Annotated in this window: 24 protein-coding genes; 2 read left to right on the top strand and 22 right to left on the bottom strand. The window is 49.9% G+C overall.

The features are described 5' to 3' along the window. Window positions 1–35: 35 nt before the first annotated feature. From AC3RCL_RS12230 to AC3RCL_RS12215, 4 genes are all read right to left on the bottom strand, one after another. A complete protein-coding gene (locus tag AC3RCL_RS12230) occupies window positions 36–635 on the bottom strand; it encodes a GNAT family N-acetyltransferase (protein ID WP_452515669.1) in 600 nt (199 codons plus the stop codon). Between the two features lie 15 nt (window positions 636–650). Next, window positions 651–1,331, bottom strand: coding sequence for a DUF6320 domain-containing protein (locus AC3RCL_RS12225; RefSeq protein WP_452515671.1), 681 nt, complete (start codon window positions 1,329–1,331; stop codon window positions 651–653). After that, complete coding sequence (locus tag AC3RCL_RS12220; protein WP_492535457.1) at window positions 1,328–2,599, bottom strand: alcohol acetyltransferase; 1,272 nt, start codon at window positions 2,597–2,599, stop codon at window positions 1,328–1,330. Before AC3RCL_RS12220 ends, AC3RCL_RS12225 begins: the two co-directional genes overlap by 4 nt. Before the next feature lie 78 nt (window positions 2,600–2,677). Further along, complete coding sequence (locus tag AC3RCL_RS12215) at window positions 2,678–3,274, bottom strand: YkoP family protein (RefSeq protein WP_255250515.1); 597 nt, start codon at window positions 3,272–3,274, stop codon at window positions 2,678–2,680. 399 nt (window positions 3,275–3,673) lie between these two features. Here AC3RCL_RS12215 and AC3RCL_RS12210 point away from each other — a divergent pair, with 399 nt between their 5' ends. Then, complete coding sequence (locus AC3RCL_RS12210; RefSeq protein WP_492535456.1) at window positions 3,674–6,070, top strand: Ig-like domain-containing protein; 2,397 nt, start codon at window positions 3,674–3,676, stop codon at window positions 6,068–6,070. Window positions 6,071–6,479: 409 nt separating this feature from the next. Here AC3RCL_RS12210 and AC3RCL_RS12205 read toward each other — a convergent pair whose 3' ends face one another. The 11 genes from AC3RCL_RS12205 to AC3RCL_RS12155 all read right to left on the bottom strand — a co-directional run bounded on the left by AC3RCL_RS12205 (window position 6,480) and on the right by AC3RCL_RS12155 (window position 15,210). Further along, window positions 6,480–7,943, bottom strand: a complete 1,464-nt coding sequence (locus AC3RCL_RS12205; RefSeq protein ID WP_492535455.1) for a chitinase — start codon at window positions 7,941–7,943, stop codon at window positions 6,480–6,482. A gap of 295 nt (window positions 7,944–8,238) precedes the next feature. Next, window positions 8,239–8,778: a hypothetical protein gene (locus AC3RCL_RS12200; protein ID WP_492536326.1), complete on the bottom strand. Its 540-nt coding sequence runs from the start codon at window positions 8,776–8,778 to the stop codon at window positions 8,239–8,241. A 52-nt stretch (window positions 8,779–8,830) separates the two neighbouring features. Continuing rightward, complete coding sequence (locus AC3RCL_RS12195) at window positions 8,831–9,358, bottom strand: 2-phosphoglycerate kinase (protein ID WP_492535454.1); 528 nt, start codon at window positions 9,356–9,358, stop codon at window positions 8,831–8,833. A gap of 81 nt (window positions 9,359–9,439) precedes the next feature. Further along, complete coding sequence (locus AC3RCL_RS12190; RefSeq protein ID WP_492535453.1) at window positions 9,440–10,312, bottom strand: hypothetical protein; 873 nt, start codon at window positions 10,310–10,312, stop codon at window positions 9,440–9,442. Window positions 10,313–10,378: 66 nt separating this feature from the next. Next, window positions 10,379–10,975, bottom strand: coding sequence for an HAD-IA family hydrolase (locus AC3RCL_RS12185; protein WP_192571473.1), 597 nt, complete (start codon window positions 10,973–10,975; stop codon window positions 10,379–10,381). 102 nt (window positions 10,976–11,077) lie between these two features. Next, the gene (locus AC3RCL_RS12180; RefSeq protein ID WP_492535452.1) at window positions 11,078–11,395 is read right to left on the bottom strand and encodes a hypothetical protein; all 318 of its coding nucleotides are present in this window, start codon (window positions 11,393–11,395) and stop codon (window positions 11,078–11,080) included. Window positions 11,396–11,534: 139 nt separating this feature from the next. After that, entirely contained in the window at window positions 11,535–12,299 is a 765-nt protein-coding gene (locus AC3RCL_RS12175; protein ID WP_192571471.1) for an SDR family NAD(P)-dependent oxidoreductase, read from the bottom strand. 173 nt (window positions 12,300–12,472) lie between these two features. Further along, entirely contained in the window at window positions 12,473–13,291 is an 819-nt protein-coding gene (locus AC3RCL_RS12170) for an SPL family radical SAM protein (protein ID WP_492535451.1), read from the bottom strand. Between the two features lie 84 nt (window positions 13,292–13,375). Beyond that, window positions 13,376–14,089: a 2OG-Fe(II) oxygenase gene (locus AC3RCL_RS12165; RefSeq protein WP_492535450.1), complete on the bottom strand. Its 714-nt coding sequence runs from the start codon at window positions 14,087–14,089 to the stop codon at window positions 13,376–13,378. Further along, window positions 14,082–14,627: a methylated-DNA--[protein]-cysteine S-methyltransferase gene (locus AC3RCL_RS12160; RefSeq protein ID WP_213579027.1), complete on the bottom strand. Its 546-nt coding sequence runs from the start codon at window positions 14,625–14,627 to the stop codon at window positions 14,082–14,084. Before AC3RCL_RS12160 ends, AC3RCL_RS12165 begins: the two co-directional genes overlap by 8 nt. Beyond that, the gene (locus tag AC3RCL_RS12155) at window positions 14,617–15,210 is read right to left on the bottom strand and encodes a bifunctional transcriptional activator/DNA repair enzyme AdaA (protein WP_213579028.1); all 594 of its coding nucleotides are present in this window, start codon (window positions 15,208–15,210) and stop codon (window positions 14,617–14,619) included. Before AC3RCL_RS12155 ends, AC3RCL_RS12160 begins: the two co-directional genes overlap by 11 nt. A gap of 147 nt (window positions 15,211–15,357) precedes the next feature. On the opposite strand from AC3RCL_RS12155, the gene AC3RCL_RS12150 reads away from it, so the two are divergent. Continuing rightward, window positions 15,358–16,344 carry a DNA-3-methyladenine glycosylase family protein gene (locus AC3RCL_RS12150; RefSeq protein ID WP_492535449.1) on the top strand — a complete coding sequence of 329 codons (987 nt, stop codon included), beginning with the start codon at window positions 15,358–15,360 and terminating at the stop codon, window positions 16,342–16,344. 96 nt (window positions 16,345–16,440) lie between these two features. On the opposite strand, the gene AC3RCL_RS12145 is transcribed toward AC3RCL_RS12150, so the two are convergent. From AC3RCL_RS12145 to AC3RCL_RS12115, 7 genes are all read right to left on the bottom strand, one after another. Continuing rightward, window positions 16,441–16,914, bottom strand: a complete 474-nt coding sequence (locus tag AC3RCL_RS12145) for a DUF3574 domain-containing protein (protein WP_492535448.1) — start codon at window positions 16,912–16,914, stop codon at window positions 16,441–16,443. A 225-nt stretch (window positions 16,915–17,139) separates the two neighbouring features. Further along, window positions 17,140–18,186, bottom strand: a complete 1,047-nt coding sequence (locus tag AC3RCL_RS12140) for an ATP synthase beta subunit C-terminal domain-containing protein (RefSeq protein WP_492535447.1) — start codon at window positions 18,184–18,186, stop codon at window positions 17,140–17,142. Next, the gene (locus tag AC3RCL_RS12135; protein ID WP_492535446.1) at window positions 18,174–18,962 is read right to left on the bottom strand and encodes an alpha/beta fold hydrolase; all 789 of its coding nucleotides are present in this window, start codon (window positions 18,960–18,962) and stop codon (window positions 18,174–18,176) included. The genes AC3RCL_RS12140 and AC3RCL_RS12135 overlap by 13 nt, the downstream gene beginning before the upstream one ends. 56 nt (window positions 18,963–19,018) lie before the next feature. Continuing rightward, window positions 19,019–19,975, bottom strand: coding sequence for an acetamidase/formamidase family protein (locus AC3RCL_RS12130; RefSeq protein WP_492536325.1), 957 nt, complete (start codon window positions 19,973–19,975; stop codon window positions 19,019–19,021). A 408-nt stretch (window positions 19,976–20,383) separates the two neighbouring features. Beyond that, window positions 20,384–21,397, bottom strand: coding sequence for a LacI family DNA-binding transcriptional regulator (locus AC3RCL_RS12125; protein ID WP_015735988.1), 1,014 nt, complete (start codon window positions 21,395–21,397; stop codon window positions 20,384–20,386). 98 nt (window positions 21,398–21,495) lie between these two features. Continuing rightward, window positions 21,496–22,578, bottom strand: coding sequence for a glycoside hydrolase family 172 protein (locus AC3RCL_RS12120; protein ID WP_145037917.1), 1,083 nt, complete (start codon window positions 22,576–22,578; stop codon window positions 21,496–21,498). Between the two features lie 14 nt (window positions 22,579–22,592). Beyond that, window positions 22,593–24,611 carry a hypothetical protein gene (locus AC3RCL_RS12115; protein WP_492535445.1) on the bottom strand — a complete coding sequence of 673 codons (2,019 nt, stop codon included), beginning with the start codon at window positions 24,609–24,611 and terminating at the stop codon, window positions 22,593–22,595. Window positions 24,612–24,633: the final 22 nt, after the last annotated feature.

Genomic DNA, 24,633 nt, shown 5'->3' with positions numbered 1-24,633 from the left:
CTTTTTCTAATTAAAACCAAACATAACACGCTTGCCTAACCGCGTGGAGCCGATTTGGTCCACTCCATATAAATCCGGTCGTTGAAGCCTTTCTCATCCGAGTCCTCGGATATACGCTTAAACTCCCGAAATCCTAATTTCTGATATAATCGAAGCGCGGTTTGGTTGCTGTCCGTCACTTCCAGAACGTAACGCCTGTATGGCAGCTCCGTCATGACGTGTTTCATCAAAGCGGTTGATACGCCTTTGCCGCGTGCTTTTTCGGTTGTGGCCACGCATTCGATATATCCGGTCTCGTCATCATAGGGCAATGCCGGGTTGAATTCGTCCTTCATGACGTTATATGCAAGCTCTCCCGTCTTGTCTCCAAAAGCATCCTGAAGCGGGGCTAACGCGACCGGCATGGCCCGCTGCCCATTATGGGAACAAGCCAAGATTCCGACTATGATTCCCTGGACCTCCGCCACATAAAACACCTCCGGGCTGAACAACGTCCGGAAGGCGTTCTCCAGCATGTTCCGTTCTCGGGTGAAATAAGACAACTCCTTATAATACCCGTTAACAAACACCTCGGCCACTTCGCCGCGAACATCGCGTTCGTAATCGGCCATGCTTCTAACCGTGATCGCGCACATCGTGATTACCTCCTGTCAAAAATGTAGTCTGCGCTTCATTTCCTTGCGGAATCCCTTGTCTGCAATCAGGCACATCCCGCCGAATGTCAGCAAGGCGTACACCGCCGCAGCTACGGCTGTCCATAATACATGCGACATGCCAACGGCATACAGCAATAAGGGAACGATACCAAGAAGGATCAGAGTTAATAAGTAACCTGCGAACTCCCGCCAGCCCATTTTTCGCGAACAGCATATAACGGTAATGAGCAAGGTTGCCGCCATCATCAGGAACGGAATGACATAGCCGGTCGACCAGTAAGACGTTCCCGACGCCACGTTGATCCACAGCAGCATACCGGACAGCCCGAGCAGCTGAACGATAATTTTGCCGCCGAGATGCGACCCGGACATCAGGGTATGCCTGATGGACAGCCACGCATACAACACGCAGGGTATGAGAGTTAAACTCCACCATACCTCGCGATTTCCAAGTAGGTTAATCAGGACGGATATCCCCATGACGGATACCGCAAGAAAGGTAAGCCACTTGGATACAAGACTGCTGCTCGCATGCTCCTCCTCCGCAGCCTCATAGACGGGATACCATGAATTACTTACGAGGTACTTATCATCTTTACCTTGCACATTCCTGCGGCATAAGGGACACGCTTGATGCGCCGGATCTACGGATACGCCACAGCTTTCGCATTTCATGCGCCCATCCCCCAATCATTGCTGACAATCGTAATGTCCAATTCGCTTAGGCTGGCAAGCTGGCGAAAAAAGCGCATGATCACATCGCTTTCGACGATATTTCGCGCAAACGTGATGGTGAGCTGATCGTTGATCGAGCTGACGGCACAGTTCATGGGACTTTTGGCTGTGGGATACATCGTGGTTTCCATCGCCTCGATATGCGAGGCCATGCTAGCTGGAATGTCGACTCGACCTAGGTTGGTAAGCGTAAGCGTTTTGGCTTCTTCCCCGAAATGGTCAAAGCCGTAACGGATTGCCAGATCCTTTAATTTCAGCGGCGTGAATCGGGAAAACAGGTTTTTTTCGTACTTCATGCTGCCGGCCATCGCTTGGCTTAAATAAGACTTGGTCGTTTTCTCTTTCATCTGTGCATGAACGATTTCGAGCACCTGCTCGAATGTCATGCCTTCCTTTAGTTGTACACCAATGTTGATGACCGCAAAAAAGTTGCGGAGGCTGCTGGAAGGGAACATTTTTCGCAGGTTCACCGGCATGCTGATCACGACCGGACGGTTATCCTTATTGAAAGGCAGTGTGGTATCGTAAACCGCCATAATCAAAATTGCCGTCAGGTAAGCGGTAAGGGTTGCTCCCTTCTGCTTGGCTGCCGCATTCAGCCGCGATGCGTGAACCATCCCGTGTATGACGTTGTGTCCATAAGGCGAGAAACGGGTGCCCGGAATTTGAAGTGCATCCTGCATCCTGGCGTCAGGAGTGGCCGAAGTATAATGCGCTTGAAAGCTATCTTGAGCTTCAGCATATCGGGCAAATGAAGCGGGCGGCAGAATCAGGCCTTCCTTGTCCTCCATGTCCTCGCCGAGCAGAGATAAATACTGGAATACCAAGGTTTTGAGGAACTCCAATGCCCCTCCTCCGTCCGTTAGAGCATGAAAAATTTCCACGCTGATCTTGCTGCCGTAATACAGAACCCTTACCAAGCTTCCGTTCTCATGCGAAAGAGTAACGGGGGCACAGGGATAGGCGGATTCCTGCTCCACCGTCAAGCGTGTCTCCTTCTCCCGCAGAAATTTCCAGAACAGTCCATTTCTTAGCTCGACATTGAGTAGAGGAAATCTCTTAATCACGCTATCGAGCGCCTCTTGCAAAACCGATGGTTTCACCCGGCTTGTCAGCATCATCGACAGCCGGTAGGTGGATGAGTTCTCCCTCCCCGCAACCGCGGGGAACAGCTTTCCCGCGTGGTCAAGTTTATACCATTCTTCCATGTACGTTCTCCCCGTTTCTTCATGTTCTCCTGTTTAAACAGCATACCGGTCTACTATATGGATATATCGCCCTTATACTCAACCTTCTACCGCAGCCGATACGAAGACCGCGTTCCCCTCTTCATGTGGCTGTCTCCGATCTCCCATCGAAAATCGCTTCCTTAAAGAGGATCGGGTATGAATCAACTTCATCGGTACGAGCAATTCGGTTCTTCGATCGATGCGGCTCTTCCCCTCCGGGTGCATCACGGACAACAGCATGCGCAGATAGGAAGTGGTCAGCTTCTGGAACAGATCCGGTTTCATTGCTTGATGCTCAAAACCAAGTCCATGCGTTAATCCCCGGTGAAGCAGCGTAATCCCGACCAATGCGTTAACCTCGCTGAACTCGGACTGGCTTTCATAAGCCCGGCTAATCTGCTGCATGGATTTTCTTCCAAGTCTCGCAATCTTCAGGGCCGCGCGGTCCGGCCCTTCTGCTCGAATGAGCTTCAGCACCGTCTCATTATCCAAATGAAGCTCGCCTACCAGATCCCCATCCTGAATGACCGTGGAATCCTCGCAGACGATGCGCTCCCCCCGATGCTTCTTGATCATGACCGTGCATATGCCAAAACGCGAGATATGCGAGCTGCGGAATCTGGAAATAAAGCTGAAGAAGCGTTCCCATATCATCCAAGTGCTCTGCATGATGGTTTTAAATGATTTTTGCAGCAGATCCAACACCCCATTTTTTGATGAATATTACATTCCATCATTAGTCAGGAAAAAATCGTTACTCACATCTTAATGGAGATCTGCGCAGGTTCACACCGCCTCAGGTATAGAGTTTTACTCGGTCTCCAGGCGGAGGCCCATTTCAAACTGCTCTTGTCGATTGAATGGACGCCCATTCGAGCACAACAAAAATAACCTGACACATGCCAGGCATCGGTTCTAATCGATCTTTTTCGTAATATTTAAAAAGTAAGCGCTTTAAATTTGCGCAGCATGGTATTTTTAGGCTCTTCCGATCATGATGGCTGCCGTTGAGTCCATTTGGTTTACATCAAAACTGACAAGGATGTGACTAAGATGATGCTTTCACATTTACGAAGGTGCGGGCTTTTGTTTCTGGCGGCCGTTCTGTTTACTACACTCTGCGTTCCATTGCCGCAGGTTAAAGCGGCAGCGTTCATTACGATTGACTCCCATCAGGACGGGCAAGCTATACAGCCGGGCGTAACGGAGTTATTCGGAACCTATTCCGGGGTGTATGAGCTTCAACTCATCGTGAACGGTGAGTTCATGGCGGATGTTCAGATGGAGGATCCAAACGGCGATGACAGCGGGAACTGGTCCTATAAACTCGACACAAGCCGACTTGACGGCCCCGTCGAAATGGTCCTGAAAGGCAATGACGTGATAACGCGTTATGGCATCTGGTCTCCTTGGATTCACTTGAACATCGATAATCCTGCAGCTGATACACCGGAAGTGGAGATTACCAGCCCAACCGAGTCTACGCTGCAGCGCAACAAAATGAAAATCAACATATCCGCAGAAGGGAAGAATCCGATTGCGCTGGTTGAGCTCCGCATCGACGGCGGCGACTGGCTGCAGGTTTCCCCTGCCAAGAACGGATATCAATATACATTGGATCTACGACAATCCCCTCGCCAGGTTCATAGTCTGGAGGCAAGGGCAACCGATTCACGCGGCAATACAGGTTATAGTCTGACGGTCTATGCAAGAACCGGGGGACAGACGTCGGCTCAGCAAGATCAGGATTTCGCAGCGGTTACGAATACCGTTTATATGTCGGATGATCATATCAACCCACATCTCGCTAATGTAATGGGTGATGTTTACAATCCCTCGGCGACGAATCCTGAGACGGTAACCAGCAGCACGTATGACCCGGAACCGCTGCCGGATCAGGATCGTGCGATCTGGATCTGGGAGAATGCCTCCTATCCCCTGGTCCTGAATCCGAATTCCCGAGCCGTTCTCTCTTCTATGGCGAAGGATGTTACGACTTTTCATCAACGTCCCATCACGACGCTCTATTTGGCTGTGGGGCAATATAATGGAGCAAAAATGTTGGAGGATTACCGGAGCGAAGTCCAACAGTTCGTCGAGTGGGCTCACGCCGAGGGTTTTTATGTTCAAGCTTTAATCGCCGGGGGGACCGTGCCGCCTTACTTCGGAGCCTACAGCCGATATCAAACTCACGCCGTGCGGGAGTTTGAGCAAATCCTGAATTACAACCTGGCTTCCGGCGATTCCGCTCGCTTCGACGGCGTGAACGTGGATACGGAGCCGTATATCCTGCCGGACTTCAAAACCGCAAAGCCCTCCGTCCAAATTCAGTATCTGGATATGCTGCAGCTGCTCATGGAACGCAAACAAGCATCGGGACTCACCTTGTCGGTTGGCGCAGCGATCCCGAGATGGTATGACACTTCGGCCGATGCGAGCAATATCCCGTGGAACGGGCAAACCAAATGGCTGTCTGAACACATTCAGGATACCGCCGATTACATCTCGATCATGAATTACCGCGATCAGGCGGATGGCAGTACAGGCATTATCGCGCAAGCGCTGAATGAGCTGGCCTACGCCAATCTGATCGGCAAGCCGAAGTCGGTTGTGATCGGTGTCGAGACCAAAGACATCGCGGATGGCGGGGATCCCGAAACCATCAGCTTCCATGAAGAAGGACGAATTTATATGGAGTCGGAGTTAAACAAGGTGTACGACACTGTTCAGAATGATCCAGCGTTTGGAGGCATTGCCCTCCACCATTACTCCTCAATCTTGGATTTTCCAAGCGAATGGGGACCTGGCGGCTATACCTGGCAGCCTCCTGCGGACCATGAACCGCCAAGCGCGGTCAGCGGAGCGGCAGCTATCGCATTTGATTATCAACGGATCAATATAACCTACGATATGGCTATGGATAACAGTGCCGTAAATGCATACCGGATCTATCGTGGGACCGAAGCCGGCTTTGAGATTGGACCCGCTACTTACGCCGGAACCTCGAAAGGACTTTCTTATAAAGATACAGGGCTGCTGCCGGACACCACCTATTATTACAAAATCACTGCAGTCGATATCAGCGGCAATGAAGGAGCTCCCAGTTTGGCTGCATCCGCATCAACGATGCCGTCTGCGATGAAACCGATGGTGATCGACCAGATGAACATCACTTACACCGCCGGCATCGCCAAAGTCACTTTTAAGATGGTCGATATGGAGACAAGAATGCCTGTTGCGGCCAAGATCAGCGGACGATTCACCCATATGGCAGGCAAATACGTTACGGCCGCGACGAGTGCGGAAGGCATATTCCAATCGCAGTCCGAGCTCGTCACCGTATCCCGCGGCGAGATCGGCTTCCTGCCGAGGCGAATCATGGGGGACTCCTACTACTGGGCAAGTGCTTATGACCAACTCCCGTATCCAACGGTGATATGGGAGCCGTGAAACTCAGTTTGTATTTCAAAGCTATATTCAGATAGAAGATGCGCCCTGGCTTTAGGCCGGGGCGTATTGCTGTTATTGCACTGTCTGCATCAAAGAATGACCGTTCTCCCTCAAATATTGCTGGGTAAACGGTCGCTTCATTTCTTTACTAGGCAATGCAGCACTACGCATGCGGATCATGCTTCCGATCCCTGTTGCCCCCAGATTTCTTATGATCCTATTATATGGTGAAATCCGGGGACAAAGGGGACCTCTCTGCTTCTCCAGCATGATTCCGCCTGCTCCGTTGAGGCTAGATATCCATACAGAAACCTCTCTGTGATCATGATGGTTTGAGACCACCACTCATCTAGGAGAGGTTTCCTTATTTTATATAAAATCTACTTAAGTTGTACAAATATCATGCTTATTAAGGAAGGGTGTTTAGGAATGGTTTCACCGTTTTGGCAAGCGCGTAATTCGTAGTCGCATCCCAGTTAATGGACCACGTCATTGCTCCCCGTATATCAGGGTATTTAGCCACAGGCTTATAACTTCCACAGTTGTTTCCGGTTGCTAGACAATTCAGGGCATTATTTACGACCGCTGGAGAAACATATCCACCTCCGGCAGCTGAAGAGGTAGCAGGTACTCCTATTCCCAATTGGGAAGGCGATACCCACTGCAGCGTTAAGTCCGAAAGAGCCGTCAGGAAATCAACCGTGCCTTGGGAATAGCATTTCCCGTCGCGTCCTAACATGCATCCAGAATTATAATACTGGACGTTAATTACGGTTGTCATATCCTTCAGATTGTTATATAGCTGCATGTAAGAAGTGTTTGGATTCTGCATGTCTATCGTTTGGGGAGCCATCGTCAGAACAAAATCATTTCCTACTTTTTGTTTTAGTTGGCGGATCGCATTGGTTACATTAGGTACATTCATGCCATGCTCCAGATCAATGTCTATCCCGTCAAGCCCATATTGAGTGATGATTCCGTACATGCTGTTCACAAAGTTCGCTACATTCGGGGAAGGATTATTCAAATTAATGTTCCCTAATTCCCCTCCAATGGATATGATGACCTTCTTACCTTGAGCGCGTTTAGCCTGAATATCCGCGATTAGTTCGGCACTGGTGTACCCGCCAAGAGCTGCGGATAGTGCGGAATCAACATTGAAAGTGACACCACCAGGGTTAGCAGGATCCATCTCGGCAAACGCTAAAACAATGATGTCGTACTGATCCGGTATATCTCTAACTTTCAATTTGCTGGCACCATTGACAAAGTTCTGCCAGTACCCTGTCAATATATGCTTCGTCGGCTGGGGACCCCCACCCGTTCCATCTGAAGTGGTGGCATTGACGATCGCACTGGCAGGAGAAAGGTTCCCGGCAGCATCCTTTGCAATGACCTTAAAAGAATATGTCGTGTTCGGTGAGAGACCCGTTATTGTCGCTGTCGTTCCTGTAACAGAGATGGCAAGGGATGTTCCTCGGTATACATCATATCCTGCCACACCTACATTGTCCGTAGATGCTTGCCAGGATAAAGTAACGGTTGAAGAGGTGATTGCGCTTACAATTACATTCGTAGGAGTTGTCGGAGCTACTGTATCATTACTTCCACCACCTTGAACAAACTGCCACAATGCAGGAACATTGGGTGGTTCCCATCCGGGTAATGAGGTATGAGATTGAATAGCTTTATACGCCTTCCCGTCGTACGTCACGTTGTCGTTAACGACATAAGATACATTGGGTGCCCAAGCGCCCCGTTCTGCTGCAGAAACTTCAAGGGGAAAAAAGTTCATAATCATAGACATGACGACCATTAAAGGCAATAACATCACTCTCGATTTGTCCGGCAATCTGGATAAATCCCTTTTCATCCATTAATCCCTCCTCAATCATTGATAATTAAACGTTAGCCTATCTTGATGTAAGCCGGCATCACCTCCTTGATGAAAACTATCTTGTAAATTTTAAAACCAAGTCGATGCATTGTTCTTACTCAATTTTGATTCTTTTACGTATTTTGTAAGTTGATTGATATGTAAAAAATTTACTTTATATGTTAATCATTATCAATAGCTCAAAAGGATCAATTTGGTGAAAAGAAAAACCACAAGTCGAGTTTTAATCGAATTGTGGTCAGAACATTTCATTTTTTCAATTTCATCCAATCTAGGATTTCATAAAAGGACCGAGTGCCCGATCGTCCCAAACCTGCACTTCAATATACCGCTCAGGTCCATGACGACCGTCTTTGTTCCAATCTTGAGGCCAGCCAAACTCGTCTACAAGCTGAAGGATTTCGTTTTTTACATATACCTTTCCTCTATAAGGCTTGTCGTCTTGATACCGCATGGTCGGAAATAAGTCGCCATAAGTGAAACTCATCATTTCGGGTTGCATATCATCCAGCAGAATCCTGATTACTTTTCCATTCGGATACCATTCCTTAATCCATTCGCAAGATCCAAGCGTCATGTAATGCGGATATTCTTTTGTTGGTTTGCCGCCTTTGGCCCTGAATAGAGCTCTAGCCCGTGCTTCCAGATCGCGACGGATGATCATATAATCATCCGCACGTTGACTCGCAAACCAATTTTTGTTTTGTTTGAGCCTCCTCTGTACCTGCAACGCTTCTTCGATGGATAGCGAGGATAGATTTTGAAAGGGTCCTGTTGCCGCATCATAATAATGATATAGATATAAATCCATGGCGACTGTCCTTTCTTCGTCAACCTGTGTAATGGTTTGTTCCAAACTTTAATTACCGCTGTTCATACTCGAGTTTCTTCTTCTCACGATCTATGTAGGCATATATATTTGCGATTTCTTCTTCATAGTTCTCTTGAATTTCAAAATAAGGGACATTCGATGACGCACACTTTTCACGGAATACATCATGCTCATGAGTATAGTCGGCAACAGTTCTCTCTTCAGGATACATTCGCGCTTCGATAGCATTGCGGTGTTGAACGATGTTGGATTGGAAATTCTGCCGGATGTACGAGGTGGAGAATCCTAAGAACAAGGAAATGATGTGTTGTGAATAGGACGGCTCAAAATCTTGCAGATGATGAGGCAGAATGTAACAGCCTTCAATGATTAGATTTTGCTTGTTTTCGATGTTTGTCATGATGATCCCTTTGATGATCGGCCATAATTGTGCACCGATATGCTCGGTTGAATCCACCGGCGTGAAACCGCAGTTCATGTCGGCTCTGTACAAGCCCATTTTCAAATGATCGATGGACAGATAAGGCACGTGATACTTTTCAAGTAATTGTTGAGCCATATATGTCTTTCCCGTGCAGCTGTTTCCGCTGATTAATATGATCATTTACATGGCGTCCTCCCTGCATGCTTGATGCTTCGTTCAAATCTCTGGAATGATTTCATGAAGTGTGCTACTCATCGAAAAATCGTAAGACTTCGTTGTTAATTCAAGTATTCTCGACTCATAAATGCAGCCCATCGCTCTCAGTTCATTTATTAAAAACTCATTTAGGTCGTACGTGTGGGTCAACAAGATGCCCGCTTCTTGAAGATCTGCAATGCAGGCCAGTTTATTCTCTAAGCAAGCCTCTTGAAAAAACTCCCGCACTTTATTGTTCAATACATCATATTTATCATATTCCTCTACATTAAAGGTTGGTCCTAACTCACGCGCAGTCATTCGTTTGACGCCGATTCCGTTTATGGTTTGCACAACTTCTTTGGAACGCTCCCTCAGCATGTTCTGACGGTAAGAAACCGGTTCTATCTTTTGGATTCCCAACTCATGAATAAGTTTGGCTTCTACGGCTGATAAATGAGGGTGCGTTTCAACAGCACTCGGTTCTTGACTTGGTTCATTAACCGTGGAAAACATATTTATCATACATTTATAGGTTAAAAATAAACCCAGGTAATCCCTTATGTTTCTCGCAATTAGAGTGACATGAAACTCCTCTGATGGTAAAGCTTGGACAAACACGACAGGGGCATCCTCGAGATCAGTCACCGATCCAAAATCGGTCAAAAATCCGAAATGCTCGCCTCCAAAAGCGGTAAAGGCAAATGGAATTACATCCAACGGATGGCCGCTGTATGCAAATTCGGCGTCTTGATTGTTAAGATCATAATCCATATAGATTTCCAGAATATCGTCCAGTTCCACCTCGAGATCATGTACGATTTGCTCATTCATTTCTTTCATCTTGAGCAGCGTTGCGGGTATAGGGTACTTTTGATTCCCTCGTCCAAACATTTAGAATTCCTCACTTTTCATTGACTACATTTCCGATATCATTTTTTCCAGTGGTTCTCGGCTGACTTACAAGACGTTTGTCACCAACATAGGTCCCACTTGTTCTATCCATTTATGCTCTTGATCGGCCAGCAAGGTTTTCCATCCAAGGTCGATAGCCGGTTTCAGGTTCTTTTCCTGATCATCAACATAAACAACCGTCAGTTCTGAACGTTCGAATTGTTTCACAACATGTTTATAAATTTGCAGATCAGGTTTCCTCAAACCGACTTGATTCGAAATGGTAATGCTCCTAGCATAAGGTTCTACTTTTTCTAAAATCGGCTCCAGCCATTCCTTGCAATGATTGCTTAGTACATGGATATCCGCGATTTCGCTCCATTGCGCCAAGTGATTTAATCCAGGAAGCGGCTGCAACGATTGAGTTATTAACTCCCTGGCTTCCTCTTTGTTGATTTGCTTCATTCGCAGGCTCATCCATCCCCAAAACTCATCTTCCTTCATCTTTCCTGTCCATAAGTCTCTACGAACCTCATCAAATTGTACCCTGATATCTTGAAACGAGATTTCGGAGCCCTCCGCTAATGTAAGCCAAAAAGCAGATGAAAAATTACTCACCAATACGCCAGCTAAATCCAATACCAGTTGTGGTTTTGCCGTCATCGTCTCGTCTCCTTCTATCTTACTGAATTCCTGAGATCTATGTATTCGTGTTTACGAGGGACCGTCCGCATAAACACTAGTCGTCATTGCCGACTTCCCAAACTAACAATCGTATGCCTTTGATGCCTCGATTAATTCCTGATGGTTATCCAGTTCTTCAAGCACTCTTTGTATATCGCTTCTTTGATAGCTTCTAACTATAATCATATGTTTGATATGAAGCCCTGGTGGGTCAATATTTGCCCTATTCAAATTATTATTCAGTAACCTTTCCGGCGTATACAAAATACTCCATCTTTTAGAGCCATCACCGAAAACCATAGTGATCTCTATCCAGTTCCACTCATCTGGGTCATCAACTACTTCGTCATCAAATTGCCAGCTAATTAACTTAGGTATATATGTATTTTTAATCTCCATTGCAACCGCTCCTTTCGTATGAGGTTCATTAGGAGCTACTTTAAATTAAAGCCACCTCCACGAACTTCGCCTATCCTTAATCGCAATGCGAATCCGAAGTTCGTGGACTTTTCACACTTTCAATCCATGGGTCGAACCGCTAAATCCCCACCATCACATTGCCGCCGCATACCGGAATATAAGCCCCTGTGATAAATGATGACAAATCCGAGGCCAGGAATGCCACGGCATTGGCAATCTCCTGGTCCGTTCCGCGGCGTTTCAGGGGCACGGAAGCTTCGTAGGAGGCGCTATGCTCGGTACCGTTCTCCCGATCGCGGTCGCTGATCGTCCAGCCGGGCGCGACTTGATTGACGGTGATCCCATGCTCGCCGATTTCTTTCGCGAGTACGCGGTATACGCCGTCCATGCCGCGCTTGCCAGCTACGTAGGCGGATTGACTCGGAAAGTTCTGGATCGAACATTCGGTATTGATGCCGATGAAGCGGCCGCTCTTTCGCTCGATCATGGCAGGCACGAAGGCTTTTGCCAGGTAGACGCTTTGCATGACGCAGGATTGGAACTGGCTCTCGTAATCTTCCGGCGCTTGCTCCAAGACAGACGTCCATTGATAGGATTCCACGGCATTCGCAACGATGATATGAGGCAGCATGCCAAAGTGTTCAAGCACTGCATCCCGCATGGCATTCACGGATGCTTGATCCGTCACGTCGGCTTGCACCGTGTACGCGCGTCTGCCCATCGACTCCACCTCGCGCTGAAGCTCTTCCGCCTTGGCTAAGCTTCCCCGATAATGGATAACCACATCTGCGCCGCATTCCGCCAAGGTTCGGACCATGACCCGGCCCAATTGGCCCGCAGCACCGGTGACTAACGCAATTTGATCCGTCAAATCCAACTTCATTGTTCATTCGCTCCTCTACGTTTGACTGGTGATTTTCGCCTATCATACCATAATCATCTACTGCTCGGCATGATAAAAAGACCGGAAGCTATCTCCCGGTCCTTACCTTTTAAACTCTTTCATTTAACATCTTACACAGCAAGCGCTCATCTGCTAGACGAGCCATCTAACGTTTAAGGTTCAAAACCCTTCTGACTGACAAATAGCTGCTCTTGCGGAAACGCCCTGTTGAATCGATCGTAGACCACCTGATAGGCGGCGGGATCATACCATTCTTCCAGACCAAGCTTCTCGTACAATGCCTGAACGGGCAGCCGTTTCGTACGTTTGCCTCCGCTGCCGTCCCCCATGAAATAATCGTCGATGCACACGCGATTGACGAGCGGTCTGAGGATCTGAGGAAATGCCTCCGTGCTTGGAAGGACGGGAGCAATCGCTGCTTGCGTTGGTATACCTGCGTCTCTTAGCAGCTCAAGGCTTTTCAGTCTGGCTTGGATCGGCGGAGCGGAAGGCGTAAAATGCTTGCGAATATCCTCTCGATCGGTCTCGACCGTCATGCTTACCCGCACGCGTGCTCCTAACTGCTGCAGCAAATCGATATCCCGTCGGACCAACGGACTGCGCGTCTGCACCAGCAGGAAATCCGGCGGCTCGCTAACCATGGCCTCCAGCAAGGCACGGGTCACTTCTTCCTTGGCCTCAATCGGCTGATAGGGATCGGTACTGGATGACATGAAGATCGTGACGGGCCCCTTGGACTTGGCACGCTTCAGTTCTTTACGCAGAATGGCAGCAGATTCGAGCTTAACGTCAACCCAACTTCCCCATTCCTGATTTCGGAATATCGAAACCGGCATTTGCCGGACGTAGCAGTAGGAGCAAGCGAAGGTACATCCTGTATACGGATTCAAGGTATGGCTGTATCCATTCAGGAAACCGGTTCCTTTATTGAGCAGGGTCTTCGGCGTTTTATAAAGCACTTCATGTTTCACCTGGGACACCTCATTCCTATACTTTCTTCTATTATACGACTTCCCTCCTTTCATTACGAATGAGTGAATGCGCATCCAGCTCCTTTACTTCGCGTCATGAAAAATAATCCCCAGGCTGTATCTTGTCCCCGACGTGACCGTGCTGACGCCATGCCGGAGCGTAGTCCGGTAATATCCCCTTGTTCCCTGCACCGGACGATGGTTGGTCGGAAAGATCAGTCCCGCTCCCTGATCCAAGGCGATCGCATGTCCCCGGCTCTGTGCCCGCGGCCGCTGCTCCACCAGCAGAAACTCCCCGCCCGTGTAATCGACTTCCTTCTCATTCAGCACAAAGACCGCTTGGAACGGAAAGAACTCATCACCGTACAAATCCTGATGCAGGCAATTATATCCGCCAGCTTCATATTTTACAATCAGCGGCGTTGACCGCTCCTGACCTTGGGCATGACACATCCCCAGAAACTCATCCAGACTTGCCGGATACTTCTCTTCATGCCCTAGCCGGCTCAACCAGCGGTTCACCGTCAGCGCAAGTTCAGGATACAAGCCTTCCCGAAGCTGCTGCAGCGTTTCGGGAAGCGGCGCCTGATAATATTTGTACTCCCCCAGTCCGAACCGGTGCCTGGCCATTTGGATCGTGCTGCGAAAACGCTGCTTTTCCGTATACGTGCCTATGATCTCTGCGCATTCCTCGGGCAAGAGCAGCTTGGGAATGACCGCATATCCCTGTTCATCCAAAGCTGCCTGTACGGCAGGCCAATCCAGATTCTTTATGCGCTGCAGCAAAGGATTAGGCATACTCCTTCATCTCCCTCACGGAGACGTTCATTCGCTCCAATTGCAGCAATCTTGTCTTCATTTCAAGTCCCCCGCGATATCCCGTCAATGCGCCGCTTTTGCCGATTACCCGATGACAAGGCACGGTGATGAGCAGCGGGTTCGCCCCGATAGCCGCACCAACAGCACGCACAGCCGCCGGCTTGCCGATCTGGTGCGCAATGTCAGAGTACGTGAAGGTTTGCCCATACGGGATCTGGCACAGTGCATTCCATACCGCCATCTGGAAATCGGTACCCTTGTAATCCATTGCGAACTCAAACCGTTCCCGTTTCCCCTGAAAATAGTCCGCCAGCTCGGCGGCATATGGCTGCATGCCCTCATCATTCTGGAATAGTTCACAGCCAGGAAATTTCGCGTTCACCCATTCCTCCAGCTCTTTGAACGGTTTATCCGGTGATCCGATATAACATAAACCTTGCGGCGTGGCCGCGATATATATGTTCCAGTCATCATGCCGCAATCGTGTCCAGCTAATGATCGAATGATTAGATTTCATGATTATGCACCTCCGCACTCGTATTGTTCATATATTGCCCTCGATAGCTTAGGGGGGTCATTCCCGTCTTTTTCTTAAACAGCGTGATAAAATAAGCCGTGTTCTCTATGCCCACTTGATGGCCGACATCCGAAATAGCCAGGCTGGTATTCGCAAGAAGCTCTTTGGCCTTGCCGATCCGGTAATCCTGAATGTATTCCATCGGAGTCTGCCCTTTGACCCGCTTAAAAATCCGGTGCAGATGGTACGGACTGCCGTGGCTTACATCCGCCAAGACATCCAGCGTCAAATGATCCGTATAATGCGCATCGATATACTCGGCAACGAGTTCGATCCATTCGTGGTCCGGCAGGCGCTCGCCGGTCGGCTTGCACCTTTTGCATGGCCGGAAGCGTTCGGCCCTCGCTTCATCCGCGGTTCGAAACACGCGCACATTTTCAAATTTCGGGGGCCTGGATTTGCAGGATGGCCTGCAGAAGATTTTCGTCGTCTGCACCGCGTAGAAAAATTGGCCGTCACTGTCCTTGTCATTGTCGATAATGGCTTTCCACTGGGCTTCGGTCGGTTGTATCCGGTTTGCCACGTTTCCTCACCTCCGCTAACATTATAACCACAGGAAGATCCGGTTGTACGCTTTTTGGAATATAAGAGCAAGATAACAAAATTATGAGGTCCGCGTTTATGGTACAACTAGTATAGAGTAGATCAGGAACGAAAGGAAACGATGATCATGCATGAACCGGACTACAATCGCGGCGACAAGCCGTATACCATGGACCAACAACAACGGCTTCCCAAGGACAGCTGGGAGGATCATATCCATACGCTAAAGCTATTCGTGCCGAAGGAATTCAGCTTTCAGGAGAACCTCAATTATTTGCAAAGATCGCCGAATGAATGTCTCTTTACGATTCGGAACGACAGCATCTACCGGGCGATCCCGCTTGAAGATGACGTTGCCGTGATCGAAGTCAGCGCCAGGAATCAAGCGCAAGCGATCCTGGTTCGATTTTTGGGGAATACCACCCCGACCGAACCAAGCAAGCGGGCGGAGGTAGCCATTTATGTCCGGGACTGGTTCGATCTAAACACCGATTTAGTGCCGTTCTATTCGATGGCAGAGACCGATCCCCTGCTCAGTCAAGCCGTCCAGTCCTTCTACGGGCTTCGCAACATGGGCATTCCCGATCTGTTCGAGGCTTTATGCTGGGGCATTCTGGGACAGCAGATTAACCTGGCTTACGCGTATACGCTAAAAAGGCGTTTCGTCGAGGCCTTCGGCAGACGCATCGAGTGTGAAGGCGAGGTTTACTGGATGTTTCCAAGGCCTGAGGACATCGCGCCGCTGCGTGTTGAAGATCTTGGTGGACTTCGGATGACCGTGAAAAAATGCGAGTATCTCCTCGGAGTAGCTGGGCTTATGACGGATGGAAAATTAACGAAAGAACTGCTGCTGGAAGCAGGCAGCTTAAAGAAAGCGGAGAAACAACTGGTCGGCATCCGCGGCATCGGACCGTGGACGGCCAATTATGTGCTGATGCGCTGTTTACGAATGCCGGCGGCTTTTCCCATCGATGATGTGGGACTGCATAATGCCATCAAACATCTGCTGGGTCTGGAGGCGAAACCGACGAAGAGGGAGATTCTGGAGTTGTCCGCAGGATGGGCGAACTGGGAATCTTACGCCACTTTTTATCTGTGGAGGTTTCTCTACTAACAAGTCCACACATAATAAAGAGGACGTCTCCCTCTTCTGCCATACAACAGACAGCTGGGAGACCTCCCCTATGATCACTTCATGGATCGGAGACTGCTATTCAATGAAATACAGTTTACCGTCAACCTCAAGCGAAATGGCAGATTGCGAAAGATCATCCTTGAGTTTCTTCGCATAGTCTACCACTTGATTGAGCGAATCCTTGTCGAGTTTCTCGGCAAAAGCGTACACGATGGTTACTTTTTCCTTGATCAAGGTTTTGTTGTTATCCACCCAAGCCCCTTCGCCCGGTATTGCCGTTGCCCCGCCAAACCAGCCGGACAGCTTCGTCAACGCTTGATTGACAAACTTTTGGTGAGCCGCATCCGTGATGGGAATATCCCCCTTTACGGTGGAAGGCACGTAAATCTTCACGACGTGATCCAAGTGGAACTGATTGTTCAGGGCGCTCTGCGTAATGGCCGTTGCCGTCGGATTGCCCTCTGCGCTAAAAGACTGCTGAACCGGTACTACGATAAGCGTTAACAATAATGCCGCTGCAAATGCGATTAGCCAACCTTTTCTTTTCATGTCCATTTCTCCCTTATGTATAGTTTCGTGTCCGTACGGAATCAGCAGAGTTTCAGTTGTTAAATACACTTCTTGCCATCTGTACGGTACAAACTAGCACATATTATATACTGACCTTTGCGTATCAGCTATGGGACGTACGGATTATATTATGCAAAATCATGTAAAAAAGCCGATATTCCCGATGAACAAACTTAGGGAATTCAGCTTTGGTCAACTAACTTCTTATTTTATCGTCCCGATCCAGGATAAACTCTCCACCGTTCGATGATCCATGCTGCCGTTCAATATGGCTTGCACGTCATGCAGCGCCTCTTGCAAGTGGACCCGCTCGCCTGGCAGTCCGGTATAAGCTTCAGCAACGTAAAAAGGCTGCGTTAGATAAGCTTCGAGCCGTTCTCCCCGCTCATAAACCTCCATTTCGGATGACGGAATGGCCTCCAATCCTCGTACTTGAACCAACGAACGAAGCTCCCGATAGCGGCGAAGCAGCTTCTGGGCCCGCTGTTGGACCGCTAAGTGAGCCTGATCCAGATGAACGCCTTCTAATACGGAAGAGGTGGAATATAACGGGTTCACGGCAGGAAACAGATGTCTTGCCGCCAGATCGGCATCGAAATACCACAGCGTCTCCAGCGGCCCGTAAGGCATGTCTTCATCAACAACCGCACCTTTGAGGTCCACAAGAAAAGTCGTGATCTGCTGCATGCCTTCCTGTTGAAAACGTTCCTGTAGATCATAGATTTTGCCGGTTAAGACATGCTCCCGATCCGCGGCAAACACAATTTCTTTATCGGTATTCGCATGCGATACCATAGAATAGATTTCTTCTATTGAAGAAGCAACCCGCTCTACGTCATTCAGCATATCCTGCAGCTCCGGATAGTTCCCTTCCGGCTTCAGCAGAATCGTCATATACCCTTCCTGCTTGAAGTGATGAAACAACTCCCCGAGCAGCACCAGCTGCCCCATACCGGGACGAGCTACCAGCCCGACGGTGCCGCCTTTTGCCAGAGGAGCGAATAGATCAAGAGGCTTAATGCCCGTTTCGATCATCTCCACACTTTCCCCGCGCAGGATCAGTTCGTCAAGGCTGCATTTCGCCAAGGCTGCCAGCGCGGCTATGGTGCGAACTTCCGCCCGGCCTATGGGTATTTTTCCCGTACATAGATTGGAAACCGTGGCGGGCCGCAATCCGACGGATTTGGCCGCGCTGGTCAGGTTCGGAACCCTTTGTCGTAAAAGTGATACATTCAGCTTCAGATTGTCCAAGTCCGTACACCCTTCTTGTGATAGTTTATTGATTTCTTCTTAATCTCTCTCAGAAAAGAGTCTGCGGTGCGAACAAACTCGTCCGCATCCGGTTCGAAAATATTATGATCATGCTGCTCGAATTCCACGATTCGTGCCTGCGGCAGCGATAGCTTATATTGTTCCACTGCTTCTAATGATAACCCGGGATGCGGTTTTGCGCCACGTATAATGAGAACAGGGCATGTGAATCGGGACAGGTCGCTCCAAAATTCTACCTTCGCGGAATCCTTCTGCAGGGCATGCAGGGCCGATGGTTTCATCCGGTCGAATAGCTTCTTCCCTCTCCAAGGCGGCAGCGTTGCAAAGAAATCCACCCATCCCGCTGGCAGCTGGGTATGTATCGCCGGATAGTCTCCGATGATCAGACCTTCAATGCGTTTCGGGTTCCGAATGGCATAACCTAATTGATAGGCTACCCCTCGTGAGTACCCCATGAGTACGAACTGTTCCAGTTCAAGATGGCGAATGGCCGCATCCAGATCGCTGATATGATCCTCGAGCGTGTATCCCGAATCAGGAGAATCACTTCGGCCACGGCCTCGGAGCGTAATGACAACGATATGCCTGGGCGACAGCGTTACCATTTTTTCCATAATGTCGATATAATCCTCGGCCGACTCGGAAAGCCCCGGGATGATAACCAGTGAGCTTTGTTCATTTCTAAGTTCCCGATGTACCTCCGTCACATGAATATGTAACCCATGGTTATTGACCATCGTTTCGTATAACTGCATGCATGAGCCCTCCTATAAAATCTACATTTAAAAAAACCAACACTTGGTGCATTCGTTCACCTCAACGCGCCAAAAGGCAAAAATGCATGCACGCCCTTCAGGATATTCACGATCTGGGTTACTCTCAGATCCACCGTCAAGGTGGCGTATGCGTACGCCTCCGTTCTCGAAATGGAATAAAGCTCTGTCATGAGATCCAGCATCCCGCTCAAGGCCATCCACATCGCTTCGTCCAGGTCCTCGTGGAATCCCATCGTCAGCCAACCGGTACTCGTCTTTGCTCTGGGCATCTTGATGGGCATGTCGTCACGGACATGAAAGGTTAGGCTCACCTTCTCCATGGGACATTCCAAAGCGGGACCGCTAACTTCGCCGTCGCCTTGAGCCGCATGTCCATCCCCTGTTGAGAACAGCCCGCCATCTACCGGAATCGGCAGATACAAGGTGCTCCCGGCGGTTAATTCTTTGCAATCGAGATTTCCTCCATAAGGGCGCGGCACAAAAGTCGTATGCTGACCTTCTTCCTCCGGCGGCATGCCCATAATCCCCATGAATGGCTTCAGTCCGACGCTGTACTTGAAATTTTCGAACTGACTCCTGCCAGTCATTGTTTTGGCATCCAATTCAAAGTCCAATGTCATTTCCTGGGTATCGGTCATGCCCAGCTTCTCGTTCCAATAGCTTGGAAACCCTCCGGCAGAGGTCCAACCCCACGGCCCGGGAACGACCTCGTTGATCTGAATCTCCAAGGTAAGACCCGGTTTAGCCCCTTGGATATGCACGGGACCCAATAAGGCATGCCCGAACTGCTTCTCCACCCGCTCCGGCGCACGCTCCGTAAACTTCGTTCTCGGCGCTCCCGGAGCAGAGCGCTTCGCAAGTCCCCATCCCGCATCCAAGGTTCGATACACCACGGTATCCCCGGACTGAATATATAGTGCCGGTTCCAGCTCCTTGCTAAAAAATCCGTGAAGCGTGTGAATATCCGGTTGAAGACTATGGATTGTTGACATCCGTTTCTCTCCCTTCACAACAACCATGATTCGATTGGACTTTTTCAATGTGAACCTCCTTGTTACTTTATAGAGTATTTTAAATTACTTTAATAGTCAATAAATTTTACTCTGAGGAGTAATAATTATTACCCTTACAGCGAACACCTCCGCTTCTCAGTTCGCTATGATCCTACAAATCCTTGGTCCACGACAAAGTCCCCAACCCGACCACGCAAGCGCGAAGGTTGGGGACTTCCCCACCAAAGATCATTTCCTTACAACAAAAAAAAGAACCGTTCTCTTGGCAGTTGTACTGCTAGGAACGGTTCAACACCATATTCAACGCAAGCATGCTAGTTCATGATGGAGCCTTTATCATGACGTTCATGTTCATTCGGAAACAACCCATTATACTCCATCCTCGCTTCATATCTTTACGCTGGAATCGCGCACGACCATCTGCGGCATCAATTTCACGGCCCGCTCCTCCCTCGGAATTCCCATTATGCGATCCATCAGGATCTGGGCCGCTTTTCGGCCGATTTCCTCCTGCTGCAAAGCAACGGACGTCAGCTTGGGATATACGCGGGAGGCAATGTCCAGATTATCCATGCCCACAACGGCAACGTCATGGGGAATTTTTAATCCGGCTTCTTCGCAAGCTTTCATGACGCCGATCGCCATTAGATCGTTCGCGGCAACGATGCCCTCCGGGTGGTCGGGCCCTTGCAGCCACGCTTTCGCCATCGCATAACCGCCGCTTTCCGTATAGTCGGATTCGGCGATAAAACGAGGAATCAAGGGGATTCCTGCCTCCAGCATGGCATCCCGATACCCGCAGAACCGCTCATGGCCGGTCTGCTCGCTGAGATTACCGCCGACATAGGCGATGCTGCGCAGGCCTTGCTTGATCAGATGCTCCGTGCTTTGCTTGATTCCGTCATACGTATCCACATATACGTAATCGAAGCGGTCGCTGCCATCCGGCGACACGTATTTATTCGTCAGCACGACCGGAGCCTGCAGCGCATTGATAGCCCCGATATTTTCTTCTCCAAAATCGAAAGACACCATGATCATGCCGTCGGCGACGTTTTCCCGAAGCGTCTGGATCGCCTTCATCTCCTCCTGGAGCCTGTGCTTGGTGTAGAACAGAATCATCAGGTAATCATGCTCCTCCAGCACCTGATTGATGCCGTTGATCATATCGAAATAGAAAGGGTTGCATATATCCGGAACGGCAAAAATGATTTTATTGGTTTGCCTCATTTTCAGCATCTTCGCTGCATGATCGGGCGCATAGTTCATTTCTTGGGCAGCCGCCAGAATTTTGCTCTTCGTCTTGGGACTGCAGTAACCTCTCCCCGACAAGGCTCTGGACACCGTGGAAGGAGATACGCCTACCCGATCTGCAATGGTATAAATTGTATGTTTGTCCATCCTATCCTCCATTAACGACCATGAAACCGACAAGCAGATGCAAAAGGGTCCATGGCTTCACACTATCACCATACCGGAAGCTAAGCAATAGCGCCTGCTTATATAACCTCCCGCTCATCGTTATCCGGTAGTTCCGGGAATGGCGCATGGGGCTCCGCCTGATACCAGAACGCCGTCGATGCAATATCGCTCTGCTGCGGCAGGTATCTGCCTCCTGACCTCCAGCCGAGATCCTGGATCGTGACGCGAAGATCGCTTTGGAAGCGGATCGGATCCATGACATGCCATCGATACATGCCGAAGCGCTGCTGGCTGCGATATAATCCGTCCGGCTTCAGCACTTGGTGCATCCCCAGATAAGGCGTCGAGTAGGTTCGGTACGTACCGATCGGCTGTTCCCAGTTCCAAGCTCCGCCGAAATAATCCTCCGTTCCCGTACCGCAGATGGTCGGGTAATCCTGGTCCCCGTCCATATAAAACTTGATCTCCCCTTCGCCCCACCAGCCGCTGTTGTTCACCTGCCAGGCTAGGTAAGTCCCTACATAGTGCCCCTGTCCCTTCACGCCATCCAGGATCGTGTAAACGTCCTTATAAGGAACGGGATTCGTTCTCCGCCACTGTGCATGAAAATAAGCCTCTTCTTCGGGGATGTCCGTCAGGGTATAGTCGATTTGGTAGTAAAGGACCGCCTTTTCCGGCGCGCGATTCTCCATCGTCAATCGGGCTTGCTTGCGAAACGGCATCTGCCAGTAGCTGTTCATGCCGCCGGCCGGATTGACGGCAACCGGAATCGAATTGACATCGCTACGTTCACCCCACCCGTTACAGAACAAATCGCCCACCGGAACCTCAACCGAAGGGTCCTGCTCTTCGTCCCAATACATGCGGATAATCATATTGCGCCACAGCGACGGATGACAGGTCAGCCAAATATGCTGAATGGCCCCAGGGCCTTGAATGTCACCCATAGTAAAGGTTTCTCCCGGCATAATCTCCACGGAAGGAGACACCTTCCAGCCCGCGCCCAGATCCCTGGAAGCCGCTGCACCCGTGCCGTCCGTCGCCATGCCCCCTTTTCCTTTCTCGCCGGTAAAATTCTCCGCGCTGATGGATCTCGTCTGCGCATTAGACAGCTTGGATAAGTTTCCGAGATGCATGTTGAGCCCGTTAAAGTTCATCATCCGTAATCGCTCCTTTAATGTGTGATATCGTATCCGTACCGGTCTTTCAACGTCTGACCCAGATGGGCCTTGATCCGCAGGTAAGCTTCGGCGGCCGCGCCGTTCCCCCAATCAAAAATGGTGAAAGTCCCCATGCCCCGCCCGTTCTCACCTACATCGCCGTCATGACCGTAATTCTCCATCATGAAGCCGTAATCCTTCTCGTTAAAGAAAGGATACGCCCGTTCCCACTGCTGTTTTGTTTTTATATTCTCGGGGCAATACATCATGGCAAAAGAGGCCTGCAATGCGGCAACACCGCGTTCAATATATTCCGGCTGGTCCAATTCCACGCCATATTGAAGGATCAGCTCGGCAAACAGGCTTTGCCTCGCATCATTCCACTCCCCGTCGCAGTTCATGACGCCGAATCCGCCCAATACGTCAACATACAGATAGGGAGGCTGCCAGGAGGCTTGCGTCATCAGCATTTCATCCAGCACACGTGTGCCGAGTGTCAGATATTGCATCTCGCCGGTCGTCTTGTACATCTGAAATAAGGCCTCCGCCGTCCAGAACATGGAGAAATTGCACTGCTTGAACATGTTATTCCTAACCACCTTGCAGCCGGGGAGCTCTTCGCGGCCATAGGAGCAGCAGGACCAATACGTCTCGAAATCCTCCCATCTGCCGGACGGCACGATCTCGTTGACGACAACCTCCAGCGCCCTTACTGCCGTTTCCAAATATGTGGGATCCGGCCGCATGTCGTGCAGCTTCAGCAAAAACGTGACGGAGAGCGACGTCTCCGGAGACTCTCGAAGAATATCCAGCGGCGCTAACGTCTCTTGGTCAAGCCAGGCCGGAAAATAGCCCTTCTCGTCCTGAAGAGCCAGAAGCGCATCCGCATAGCGTACGGCGTATTCCATGAGCCTTGGATCCGGCTCGATTTCATCATGCCAGCGAAGCATGAGCAGCGCCGTCCAGCTCATGTCCAGCACATGGTAAGGCGCTTCCGCGATCGAGCCCCAAGGATCGGCCGGATTGCGATTGGAATTCCCCCAGAAGGCATGGTCCCAACTACCTGACCGGTTAACTTCCTGTCCCTCCACCATCACCCGCTTCATCTCCGTCGCAATAACGGCGGGAAAGAACCCGCTTCGCTGCGGAGCAGCAAGAGCCAGCTCTTTCATGAGCCTGGCCTTGCGAACCAGTTCCGGATCATCCTGTTTCTTACCGTAACGATAGAGGCCTTGCGCTGAACGAAGGGAGCTGAACCACGCTTGGTTCCAGATCGATCGGCTTTCCCGTTCGTTCGGAACGCCAGGATAATTCGGGCTTTGACTCACGTCGGCAATGAATACGGGAGCCCCGACCTTCAGTCCGTTCCATTCGAATTCCTGCCACACCGTATCTTTCCAATGGCGAAAAGCCCAGTCGTACGCATGTTTTACATAGTGTTCGAGAGGAGCTCTGTCATGGATACCCTGACGGAGTCGGGAGTGACCCCATCGCTCCCATAAAAATTGCAGCACCGGCCGCCAGGGGTTCAATGCAGCTTGATCATCCTCCAACGTCATGAGGTAGAAGCCGATGCAGAACGTTCCGGGCGAATAAGCAGCACCCTCCACCTTCTCAAACAGCACGTGATCACTCACACGGGTCCGGCTCATTCCCAAGACGAATTGGTTGTTCGGAGCATCCAGATCCAAGTACCAACGAGCGTCCGCATCCTTCGCGATCAGATCCAGATCCGGTATCAGTGTGAGCAGTCTGGTGCCGTCATGAGCAATGAGGGCAGGCGACCGAAAGCAGTGCTGATCCATCACATGCCGGGAAGTCGGCGTTATATGAGGAGCCCAGTGAAAATACGGCTGGAACGCAGGCTCCAGGCGCAGCTGCCAATCATCCTGTCGAATCTCCTGATCCAGCTCAAATGTCATTATGCAGTGATAAGTGCCTTTATCGATTTGTTTAAGACTCAGCTTGGGAGCTGCACTCCCTAATTGGTCATAATCCCACCGCTTTACATAAGCGTCCGGTAATTGTGCCATAAGTCCTCCATTCTGCTCGTTT

This window comes from Paenibacillus sp. MT86 (assembly GCF_058792535.1).
The sequence above is the reverse complement of the archived record's forward strand: the minus strand, read 5'-3'. Positions and strand labels throughout refer to the sequence as shown.